This is a genomic window from uncultured Faecalicoccus sp., assembly GCF_944327125.1.
In the GTDB taxonomy this organism is placed as follows: Bacteria; Bacillota_I; Bacilli_A; order Erysipelotrichales; family Erysipelotrichaceae; genus Faecalicoccus.
In genome coordinates this window covers 23165-34048 of sequence record NZ_CALVGO010000012.1, presented here as the reverse complement: position 1 = coordinate 34048, position 10884 = coordinate 23165, and the positions used below count along the sequence as shown (strand labels likewise).

The following is a 10884-nucleotide window of genomic DNA, read 5'->3' as shown; positions in this document are numbered from 1 at the left end:
GTATATGCTATGAAGAGTCCGGAAGAAACACTTTGGATCGCCATCAATTTATCGGATCAAAACGTGGAAGTTTCTGTGCCTTATCAGGGTCAGGGAATGGAATTGTTATCAAATGTATCGGTTGATATCGATCATCGTCTTACGTTGGAACCTTATTCAAGTCAAATAATAAAATTATAAAGGGATGCATGTGCATCCCTTTATTCTATAGATTGAAATAACAACTCATTGTAATCAGGCAGTGGCCAGAAATCCTTTGAGATATTCTTTTCAATTGTATCCGTTAAAATTCTTATAGCTTCCATTAAAGGTAAGAGTTTTGAAGCGGCAAATTTTGCCTTATCTTTTTCGTTTTCCGGACTTTGTTCCATCAGATCCTCCAGATTTTCCAAATGTTTGGAAACGAGTTCCAATGGTTCATTGACATTGAACAAGATCTTTTCTTCCAATGGAGAAGCAATACCGCTGGTTTTCTTTGTCTGAATGATAGTTGCCAGCTTGGATTCATATTCAAATACGGATGGAAGAATCTGCTTTCTTAACATATAAGCCATTGTTTTTGCTTCGATGGATATCACCTGGTAATAATTTTCCAACAAGATATTCTCTCGAGCGTGTAATTCGTTTGCGGAATACACTTTATGCTTTTCAAAAAGAGCCAGATTTTTTGGATCGGTGTAATGAGGAAGGGCATCCGCGGTTGTCTTCAATTCCTGAAGTCCACGGTTCATAGCTTCATTTCTCCATTCTTCACTGTATCCATTCCCTGAGAAAATGATCCTTTTGTGTTCTTTCAAAGTTTTTCGAATCATATCAATGATCTTATCGGTGCGCTGGCTTTCCGGGTAATTTTCAAGTTCATCCGCAAATTGAGTCAATTCCTCAGCCACGATCGTATTTAAGATCGTATTTGGACAAGAGATATTCAATGCAGAGCCTAACATACGAAATTCAAACTTATTTCCTGTAAAGGCAAATGGAGAAGTACGATTCCTATCGGTGGAATCCTTAGAAATCGGCGGTAAGGCACTTACCCCCAGCTCCAGCTTACGGTTGGCTTTGTCGATATATTCTTTTCCCTGTTCGATGGCTTCCAAAATGGCAGTAAGTTCATCCCCCAGGTAGATGGAAATGATGGCAGGTGGAGCTTCGTTGGCACCCAAACGATGATCGTTTCCGGCACTGGCAACTGATATACGCAAGAGATCCTGATACTCATCGACTCCTTTGATGATGGCAGCCAGTATGGTTAAAAAGCGAACATTGTCTTTTGGATTGTCGCCAGGTTCCAGGAGGTTTTCATGTGTATCGGTACTGAATGACCAGTTGTTGTGTTTTCCGGATCCGTTGACCCCTTCGAAAGGTTTTTCATGAAGAAGACAAACCAAACCATGATGACGTGCCACCCGTTTCAAGACATCCATGGTCAGCTGGTTTTGATCGTTGGCAATATTTACGGAACTAAACACCGGAGCCAATTCAAACTGGCAGGGAGCGACTTCTTTGTGTTCGGTTTTCGCAAAGACACCCAATTTCCATAATTCTTCATCCACTTCTTCCATATAGGCTTTTACACGTTCATCGATATTTCCAAAATAATGATCGTCCAGTTCCTGTCCTTTTACAGGAGGCGCACCAAATAATGTTCTTCCTGTGACCATTAGATCCAGACGTTTTTTAAACAAATCTTCGTCAATCAAGAAATATTCCTGTTCCGGGCCTACGGTCACAGTTATTTTTTTGACGTCATGCCCCATAAGATTCAACAAACGAACCGCGGCTTTATCTAACGCATCGATACTTCTCAGTAACGGTGTCTTTTTATCCAGGGCCGATCCGTCATAGCTGCAGAAAAGAGTTGGAATATACAAGGTCTTTTCTTTGACAAAGGCAAAACTGGTAGGATCCCATGCGGTATAACCACGTGCTTCAAAAGTGGCGCGGAGTCCGCCGCTAGGAAAGCTGGATGCATCGGGTTCGCCTTTGATCAGCTCTTTTCCACGAAAATCACTGATGATGGAATTTGGCCCGGTAGGATTGATAAACGCATCGTGTTTTTCTGCCGTGATTCCGGTCATGGGCTGAAACCAGTGCGTATAATGCGTGGCACCCTTATCCATGGCCCAGTCTTTCATTGCGTTGGCGACGGTATCGGCTATTTCTCTAGGAAGTTCTTTACCATGTTCCATGACATCGATCATTTGTTTATAGATTGCGTTAGGCAAATAACGCTGCATGGCATTCGGACCAAAAACGTCACATCCAAAATATTCATCAACAATTTTCATAGTGTACCCTCCATATTTTATATATTGTATCAACAATTAGGATGGAATCAAATAAATAATTTATGTTTTTATCAAGTTACAGTCTTCATGTTACGTGTGTATATACTTGAGTTGCGTCTTGTTTTCAAGTACAATTTAACCAATAGGTGGTGGATCCATGAATTATAATCCTAAAGTCTTAGAAGCAATGATCAAACGGCTAATTCTATTTACCGCCGTTTTGATTCTCATTATATTTAATGCCAGTTTGATTCTGGATTTTTTGTTGCGGCTGATATCGATCTGTTATCCATTTATATTCGGTGCCGGGCTTGCGTTTATTTTTAATATTGTATCCAATGGATTGATGAAATATGCAGTAAAAATATTTCATATCAACGATACGACAATAACCAGAGCTTGTACCAATATCGTTTCGATCTTCCTTGTTTTTTCGATTGTTTTTGGTTTTATATTTCTGATTATCCCACAGCTTCTGGATTCCATGCAAAGTATTGTGGATCTGATGCCGAATGCCATTAATCATTTATACGCACAGCTTTTGGAAATTTCAAAACCCATCGATTCTATTCATGAAGCTTTGCTGGATATGCAATCAACCATTGGAGATATGGACAAGATGGCTGAAATGATTCCTGGCTTTTTAGGCTGGGTGTTTTCCGGAGGTGCCAACGGTCTTTTTGATTCCATATACTCTGCTTTGACCACGACATTTTCTATCGTTGCCAGTTCATGTATCGCACTGATGTTTTCCTTTATCGTTCTTTTCAACAAAAAAACGTTCATGCGTGAAACCAAAGCTTTGTTAAAGGCGTATTTACCGGATCGTTATTATCAGAAAACGATCCATGTCTGTTCCATTGTAAAACGGACTTTTACCAGTTATATTGCCGGTACAAGCTGTGAATGTTTGATCCTGGGGACCCTGGTGTTTTTAGGGTGCACGATCTTTGGCATGCCATACGCATTATTAACAGGAATCATAGTTGCCATTGGGGCCTATGTGCCGATGTTTGGTGCTTTGGTGAGTGCTATTCTTTGTGCCTTGTTTATTTCGGTTGTAGATCCTATGAAAGGAATCTATTTTATCATCATGTTTATTTGTATACAGCAAGTAGAAGGAAACTTTATATATCCAAATGTCGTCGGAAAAAGTGTGGGTCTTCCTCCGATGTATGTGATCGTGGCTGTAACGGTCGGCGGCAGTCTTGCGGGAATCCTTGGAATGATCATTTTTATTCCGATTTGCTCTTGTATCTACCAGTTGGTTGGGGAAGATATAAAAAAACGAAATAAAGAAAAATCTCTGACACGCTCTTGAGTTCTAACTTAAGAGCTTTTTTATGATACAATGGTAAGGTCTGGAGTGATATTGATGAACCGCACGGCGCTTACGATCAAAATGCTTATGATTCTTAAGGCACGAGGCACAAAACGGCCTGTATCCACCCGTGAATTGGCGGATGAATTAGAAACAAACCCAAGAAATATAAGAGAGTTTAAAAAAGAACTGATCACAGCGGGGTTTAATATTAAAGAAAAAAAAGGCCCTTACGGAGGATATATCCTTCAGGAAGATACGATTTTTCCCGTATTGCCTTTGACACAACAGGAAATTGAAGCTTTAAACGAATCACAGGAGTTCATGAAAAGTCATAAAGAGTTCAAGTCTTATTCTTCTTACTGTGATGCTTTGACGAAGGTTTTGGCCAGCTCCAAAAATGGGAAAAATGTTTCTATACAATATCTTCAAAATGCGGTACGTCCAATCGAGGAGAAGATTCAAGAGATGATGGATCTTGCCCTTCAAGCGATTGGGTGCGAATATACACTTTGTATCGATTATCAGGGTGCCAATGATTCAAGGGTGCAAACATTGGAAGTGGATCCGTATGACTTGATTCATTACCGAAACTCCTATTATCTGGTTGGGTTTTCCCATTTGCGAAACGATTACCGTATCTATCGTTTTAGCGCGAAGCGTATGATAAAAATGAAAATGACCTCAAAACATTTTCTATGGGATAGCCAATATCAGCTGATCAATGTGGTGAGCCGATTTGGCTTGATCAAAAAAGATTTTAAGAACATTAAGGTCCGTGTCAATAAAGATGTGATCGATCGGTTTGAGGAATATGATGGTTGGGGAATCGATATCAAAAAAATCGCAGAAGATGCTCAAAATGTTTTTTATGAATTTAAAAACCCGGATCGTTTTGAACTGTACCGTCAAATCTTTTCATTTGACGGGAAAATAGAGATCATCGATCCACAGTCATACAAAAAAGAGTTTAACAAGAAAATAGTAAGTTTTTTAGAAAATGGTGATATCTATGATGACGCATGTAAGTGACATCCTTCATTGTCAAAAATGTCCCCGGTTTGGATGGGATCTTTATCACAAAAAAGGAATCCATGAAAAATATTTCCACATGATTGCTCCTTTTTCTGCGTTATGGAAAAAATACTTAAAGGTTGAAGATGCCGTATCCGGACAAACAGGAGATTCCAATGCGGATACGCTGAAGAAAATGGCCGACTGTGATGTTATTGTGTTTGCCCGCTTTTCTTATCGGGAGTGTCGGACACAGATTCCAGTGCTGATAAAAAAAGAGAAGGGATACCACGCAATTTATCCGTATTTAAACTGTAATCCTAAAGATACAGAAACTTTACGAATGAAACTGGATGAAAGAATTGCTTTAACACAAGGAATTTCTATCCTTTCTCATGAAATCGTGTATATCAATAAAGACTATGTTCGTAGCGATGATCTGGAAGTGGAGAAACTTTTCGAAAGAGGTTCAAAATTTTTTAATCGTAGAAACAATCCGGCAAAAGATATTCAGGAATGCCTGGATGCCATGGATATCGATCTGGATGCGATGATTAATGAAACCCTCGGTATCTTACAAGGGGAACAGCCTTCTTTAAAAAGAAATAAAACTTGTACCGCCGGCAGACGTTGTTTGTATTATGATGAATGTTTTCACGATCAGGATTTGCCGGACGATTCAATTGTCTTTTTGACGACTTCCCAGCATAAATTAAATGCCTTTGAACAAGGCTGTGTTCATATCCGTGATATGGAACCCTCGTTGTTGGAAGGGTATCGTCTCCAATACGCGCAGTATATGGCCAGTTTGAATGGCTGTTTTTTGGACAAAGTGGCTTTATCTCACTGGATCGATTCGGTCCAGTATCCAATCAGTTATCTTGATTTTGAGTGGGATACTTTTGGCGTTCCTCCTTATAAAGGAATGAAACCTTTTGATGTGCTGTGCTTTCAATACAGTCTGCATATAGAGGAAGAAGACCATACGTTAAGACATACGGATTTTTTTGGAACCCGGGACTGCCGGAAAGATTTTATTGAATCTTTGATTGATTCGTTGCCTAATGAAGGATCGATCCTTGTTTATAATATGGAAGGAGCTGAAAAGCTCAGACTGATCCAGCTGGGGAATCAGTTCCCAGAATATAAGGATCAGCTTAATACGATCTGTGATCGGATGATCGACCTTTCCAAGCCATTTGAGACCGGGGTTTACTACGATAACCGCATGCGTGGACATTATTCACTGAAAAGTGTGCTTCCGGTATTTACGGATGAAGTATCATATCAGCAGCTTGCCATCCATGATGGATTGAATGCGGTCAGTGCGTATCGTACTTTTGAAGAGGCGGATCCATCACAGAAAAAGAAGATACGCCAGGATATCCGAAACTACTGTCGAATGGATACATACGCAGAATATGTCGTATTTCATGGATTAAAGAAAAAGTTAAAGGAGGAAGAAGATGCCTAATATTATTACCCATACCTTGTTGGCGGATGATTTTATCGAGAAATCAAGTCCATCTATAAAAGAATGGCTTTTGCCTAGAAAACAGTTGGTTGAAATTGGTTCCAATGGACCCGATTTTTTGTTCTTTCACGGTTTATCGCCGAAAAGAGCTTTTCATAAAGATTCTTTACGCAAATGGGGAAATAAAGTGCATTCACAGAAAATCCGCGAGTTTTATACCTGTGCTTTGGATTCGATCCGCAAAGAAAAAGACGAAGCGATTCAAAAAGACATGATTGCGTATCTGATGGGGCATCTTATGCACTGGGCCCTGGATTCAACCGCTCACCCTTATGTTTATTATCGTACTGGAAATGACCATAAAAAAAGTTCACAATGGCATCATCGCTTTGAATCTTTGATCGATGCGATCATGTTGAAAGTAAAAAGGGAACAAACGATACGGGATTTTAAAGCGTACGAGGTGACGGAGGCGTCTCTTGAACAGATCCGTGCTATATGCCGGATCTATGTTCCGGCTTTAAGGAAGGTCTATGGAGTCCATGTTTTACCGCATCAGATCAAAGAATCCATTGAAGATTGGAACTTTATGGAAAAAGTATTCTATGACCAAAACGGAAAGAAGTTTGATGTATCTTACCGGCTTGAAACTTTGATTGGCCAGGAAAGTCTGATTTCCGGATTCTTTGTGCCCAATCAGCCGGAAGATCCATTTGATACAATGAACCTGCTTCATAAAGAATGGGTTCATCCGTGCGATGAATCGAAAAAAAGTTCAGAAAGCTTTTTTGATCTTTATGAAAAGGCTTTGGATAAAGCTTTTGAAGTTAACACACTTTTGTTGGAATGCCTCGAAGATCCTGCAAAAGACGAAGCTTTTTTAAACTTTATTGGTGAAAAAGACTATAATACCGGATTGGACGAAGATCTTCCTATGAAATACTTTGATCTGGTATATTAAAGATTCTTATGTAAAAAATTTTCATTAGTATGATATAATGTTTCACAGGTGATGAAGTATGTATAAAATTGTAAAAAAGGAAGTATTAAATCCAACGGTTACCCGTATGGTGATCGATGCTCCGTTTGTCGCCAAAAGAGCGAAAGCGGGCCAGTTTATTATTTTAAGAGTGCGTCCTCAGGGGGAAAGAATTCCTTTGACGATTGCGGATAGCGATCCGCAAAAAGGGACCGTAACGATTATTTTCCAAACAGTGGGAGAAACGACGATGTTGCTGAACGCATTGAATGAAGGCGATTCTCTTGAAGATTTTGTAGGGCCTTTGGGAAAACCAAGCGTTATCGATGGCACAAAGAAAGTCTGTATCATCGGTGGGGGCGTTGGTTGTGCCATAGCCTATCCTACGGCCAAAGCGTTTCATGAAGCAGGTGCCCAGGTTACAACGATCGTAGGGTTTAGAAATAAGGACCTGGTGATCCTTGAAAAAGAATTCAAGGAAGTCAGCGACCATTATTATTTGATGAGTGATGACGGTTCTGTTGGAGACAAGGGCGTTGTCACCAACAAATTGGAAGCGTTGATCGAAAATGGCCAGCAATTTGATGAAGTGATTGCGATAGGTCCCATCATCATGATGAAATTTGTATCGTTGACAACGAAAAAATACGATATTCCAACGACCGTTTCTATGAATCCGATCATGATCGATGGAACAGGTATGTGTGGATGCTGCCGACTGAAGGTGGGAGATCAAATTAAATTCGCCTGCGTTGACGGTCCGGATTTCGATGGTCATTTGGTTGATTTTGATGAAGCTATGTCCAGAAACAAAGCATATCTTGATTTTGAGGCTCATAAGCGAGATGAAGCCTGTAATTTATTGAAAAAGGAGGTTCTCTAACATGCCAAATATGAGTCCCAATAAAGTTTCGATGCCGATTCAGGATCCCAATGTCCGCATTAATAATTTTGATGAGGTGGCTTTAGGTTACACGAAGGAGATGGCTATCGAAGAAGCTGAACGCTGTCTGCATTGTAAATACCAGCCTTGTGTCAATGGCTGTCCTGTCAATATTCATATCCCTGACTTTATAGAGAAGGTCAAAGAGGGAGAATTTGAAGAAGCATACAAGATCATTTCGCTGACCAGTACGCTGCCGGCAATTTGCGGCCGTGTTTGTCCGCAGGAGAGTCAATGCGAAAAACTCTGTGTTCGCGGAATCAAAACAGAACCGGTTGCGATTGGCCGCCTGGAGCGTTTTGTAGCGGATCATCATAGAGAAAACAATGATGTTCCCTTTGAAAAACCGGCAAGTAACGGACATAAAGTCGCCATTGTGGGCGCGGGTCCGGCCGGTCTGACATGTGCTTCCGATTTGGCTAAATTAGGCTATCAAGTTACGATATTTGAGGCCTTGCATGTTGCCGGAGGCGTCTTGATGTATGGGATCCCGGAATTCCGACTGCCAAAGGAAATCGTCCAAAAAGAAATCAGTCATTTAAAGGAATTAGGTGTTGAGATCATCACTAATTTTGTTGTAGGGCGAAGTGATTCTATCGATGCGATCATGAACGATGGATATGAAGCTGTCTTTGTCGGATCGGGTGCCGGACTTCCAAATTTCATGGGACTTCCGGGCGAAAATTTAAAGGGTGTTTATTCCGCAAATGAATTTTTGACTCGAATCAATCTGATGAAAGCGTATCAGGATAATAGCGATACCCCGGTTCAGCGGCCGAAAAAGTGTGTTGTTGTAGGCGGTGGTAACGTGGCGATGGATGCCGCTCGATGCGCTAGAAGGCTGGGAGCGGAAGTGCATATCGTATATCGACGCAGTATGGATGAACTGCCGGCTCGAAAAGAAGAGGTTGAACATGCTCAGGAAGAAGGAATCATTTTTGACTTGTTGTGTAATCCGGTGAAAGTCGAGGGCAACGAAGAGGGATGGTGTACTTCGATCGAATGTATCCGTATGGAACTGGGAGAACCGGATGAAAGCGGAAGAAGACGTCCAGTGGCAATCGAAGGATCCAATTTTACGATCGATATCGATTGTATGATCATGGCCATCGGAACCAGTCCCAACCCATTGATTCGTCATACAACCGACGGCTTACAAACCAATCGCAAAGGCTGTATCGTTTGTGATGAGGAAGGATTGACTTCCCGCGAAAACATTTATGCCGGAGGCGATGCAGTCTCAGGAGCGGCCACAGTCATCAACGCGATGGGAGCAGGAAAACGTGCGGCTGCCGCAATCCATAAAAAGATCAGCGGCTGAAACTTTTGAAAATATTAAAATATACAATGAAAGGGTTTACATTTTCTTTTCTTAGGTGTACTATATAGGTGGATAAAGTTGAAACAAGGCTCAGTTTCAACAACTCACATACTTACATCCTTCCTTATTGTGTGTGAGCGTATTTATTCATATCGATTCCTTTCGATACTTGATAAAAAGCACTCAATGAGAGTGCTTTTTATCTTATTCAGCTGGAGAAACAATTATGGACAATTTAAAAACAAAAATCTTATCGATTTCCATGACCTGGAAACAAACGATTATTTTTGCGGTGGTTACCGGTGTTTTAACAGGTATCCTTGCGCAAATCCCTATTCTATACAATACAAGCTTTGCCCAATATCACGGTCACTTTTGAATGGTGGATCTTGTTCGCAATGCTGATCGTGATCGGACAGGATACATGGTGGAAAGCCGGTTTCAAAACGCTTGTGTTTTTTTTGATCTCGCAAACGGTTGTTTTTTTAGCGGAATGGGCTATCGCTGGTGAATTTTATTTTCCGTACTGGGTACGCTGGATCGAGATTTCCTTCTTGACCCTTCCTGCCGGGATAGTCGCCTGGTTCACCCGGAAAGACAATATTCCAGGCAACGTCTTTTTGGCATTGCCTTTATGTCTTTAGGGGTCCTGTATACAACTCTTTTTGTACAAAATCCACCGTATCATCTTCTGACTTGTATTTTTTGTTTCTTACAGGTGATTTTCTGGTTATACGTTCTTCGAAACGACTGGAAAAACCGTGCTATCGTTTTTGCGATTGCGTTACCCTTAACACTTTTAAACTGCTATGTCTTAACGTATCCTATCGTTTGATCCGTTTAACATCTATCTATTGTCTGTATTGAATGACATTTCTTGACAACGACGTTTTTTTTCATAGAATTATGTGTGTTGATAAAGGAGAAAAAAATATGATTAGTTCAAATGATTTAAAGCCGGGACAAACCATCCATGTCAATGGAGATATTTATGTTGTTCTGGATATCTCTCAAAATAAAACAGCACGCAGTGCGATGGTCGTAAAGGCAAAAGTTCGGAATCTTCGCACCGGAAGCAATGTAGAACTTTCCTGGGGCGGCGGGGAAAAGGTGGAACCGGCCGATATTGAAAAGCGAGAAATGCAATATCTCTATGACACGGATGATGCATTGGTGTTTATGGATAATGAAACGTATGAACAGATTGAAATTCCAAGCAGTCGTTTGGAATGGGAAAGAAAATTTTTAAAACCCAACGACAATGTATCGATTTCATCATTCGAAGGAGAAATCCTTGGCGTTGTACTGCCGGATAAAGCCACTTTAAAAGTTGTAGAATGCGAAGCGGCGGTCAAAGGAGATACAGCCACTTCAGCCAGTAAGAATGCCGTTTTGGAAACGGGGCTGGAAGTCAAAGTTCCTTTGTTCATCAATCAGGATGAAATGATCGTAGTGAACACCAGTGACGGAAAATACTCGGGACGTGCCAAATAAATCAAAGTGAGCAGAAGCTCACTTTTTTCGTTCTTTTTTTTAATGTGGAT

The 10884-nt window shown here is 40.7% G+C and carries 11 protein-coding genes; 10 read left to right on the top strand and 1 reads right to left on the bottom strand.

The genetic code is table 11. The features are described 5' to 3' along the window. A partial coding sequence (locus tag Q0K03_RS02855; RefSeq protein WP_297237509.1) for an alpha-glucosidase C-terminal domain-containing protein occupies window positions 1-180 on the top strand: 180 nt, incomplete at its 5' end. 20 nt (window positions 181-200) lie between these two features. Here the strand turns inward: Q0K03_RS02855 and Q0K03_RS02850 are convergent. Then, a complete protein-coding gene (locus Q0K03_RS02850; RefSeq protein WP_297237507.1) occupies window positions 201-2288 on the bottom strand; it encodes a glutamine synthetase III in 2088 nt (695 codons plus the stop codon). A 157-nt stretch (window positions 2289-2445) separates the two neighbouring features. On the opposite strand from Q0K03_RS02850, the gene Q0K03_RS02845 reads away from it, so the two are divergent. The 9 genes from Q0K03_RS02845 to efp all read left to right on the top strand — a co-directional run bounded on the left by Q0K03_RS02845 (window position 2446) and on the right by efp (window position 10834). Beyond that, a complete protein-coding gene (locus Q0K03_RS02845) occupies window positions 2446-3609 on the top strand; it encodes an AI-2E family transporter (RefSeq protein WP_297237505.1) in 1164 nt (387 codons plus the stop codon). A gap of 54 nt (window positions 3610-3663) precedes the next feature. Then, window positions 3664-4641 carry a WYL domain-containing protein gene (locus Q0K03_RS02840; RefSeq protein WP_297237503.1) on the top strand — a complete coding sequence of 326 codons (978 nt, stop codon included), beginning with the start codon at window positions 3664-3666 and terminating at the stop codon, window positions 4639-4641. Next, entirely contained in the window at window positions 4622-6097 is a 1476-nt protein-coding gene (locus Q0K03_RS02835; protein ID WP_297237501.1) for a DUF2779 domain-containing protein, read from the top strand. The genes Q0K03_RS02840 and Q0K03_RS02835 overlap by 20 nt, the downstream gene beginning before the upstream one ends. After that, on the top strand, window positions 6090-7058 hold the full coding sequence (locus tag Q0K03_RS02830; protein WP_297237498.1) for a zinc dependent phospholipase C family protein: 969 nt from the start codon (window positions 6090-6092) through the stop codon (window positions 7056-7058). Before Q0K03_RS02835 ends, Q0K03_RS02830 begins: the two co-directional genes overlap by 8 nt. Before the next feature lie 58 nt (window positions 7059-7116). Next, a complete protein-coding gene (locus Q0K03_RS02825; RefSeq protein WP_297237496.1) occupies window positions 7117-7959 on the top strand; it encodes a sulfide/dihydroorotate dehydrogenase-like FAD/NAD-binding protein in 843 nt (280 codons plus the stop codon). Between the two features lies 1 nt (window position 7960). After that, window positions 7961-9340, top strand: coding sequence for an NADPH-dependent glutamate synthase (gene gltA / locus Q0K03_RS02820; protein WP_297237495.1), 1380 nt, complete (start codon window positions 7961-7963; stop codon window positions 9338-9340). Between the two features lie 226 nt (window positions 9341-9566). Further along, window positions 9567-9719 (top strand): hypothetical protein, encoded by a 153-nt coding sequence (locus Q0K03_RS02815; protein ID WP_297237493.1) that lies wholly within the window; start codon window positions 9567-9569, stop codon window positions 9717-9719. Further along, a complete protein-coding gene (locus tag Q0K03_RS02810; protein WP_297237491.1) occupies window positions 9694-9984 on the top strand; it encodes a hypothetical protein in 291 nt (96 codons plus the stop codon). Before Q0K03_RS02815 ends, Q0K03_RS02810 begins: the two co-directional genes overlap by 26 nt. A gap of 289 nt (window positions 9985-10273) precedes the next feature. Next, on the top strand, window positions 10274-10834 hold the full coding sequence (efp, locus tag Q0K03_RS02805; protein ID WP_297237489.1) for an elongation factor P: 561 nt from the start codon (window positions 10274-10276) through the stop codon (window positions 10832-10834). Window positions 10835-10884: the final 50 nt, after the last annotated feature.

Bases quoted from the DNA above. Each gene is read 5' to 3' on its own strand.
- Q0K03_RS02825 (WP_297237496.1), top strand. From the start codon at position 7,117: ATGTATAAAATTGTAAAAAAGGAAGTATTAAATCCAACGGTTACCCGT.
- Q0K03_RS02850 (WP_297237507.1), bottom strand. From the start codon at position 2,288: ATGAAAATTGTTGATGAATATTTTGGATGTGACGTTTTTGGTCCGAAT.
- gltA (WP_297237495.1), top strand. From the start codon at position 7,961: ATGCCAAATATGAGTCCCAATAAAGTTTCGATGCCGATTCAGGATCCC.
- Q0K03_RS02815 (WP_297237493.1), top strand. From the start codon at position 9,567: ATGGACAATTTAAAAACAAAAATCTTATCGATTTCCATGACCTGGAAA.
- Q0K03_RS02840 (WP_297237503.1), top strand. From the start codon at position 3,664: ATGAACCGCACGGCGCTTACGATCAAAATGCTTATGATTCTTAAGGCA.
- Q0K03_RS02835 (WP_297237501.1), top strand. From the start codon at position 4,622: ATGATGACGCATGTAAGTGACATCCTTCATTGTCAAAAATGTCCCCGG.
- efp (WP_297237489.1), top strand. From the start codon at position 10,274: ATGATTAGTTCAAATGATTTAAAGCCGGGACAAACCATCCATGTCAAT.
- Q0K03_RS02830 (WP_297237498.1), top strand. From the start codon at position 6,090: ATGCCTAATATTATTACCCATACCTTGTTGGCGGATGATTTTATCGAG.
- Q0K03_RS02845 (WP_297237505.1), top strand. From the start codon at position 2,446: ATGAATTATAATCCTAAAGTCTTAGAAGCAATGATCAAACGGCTAATT.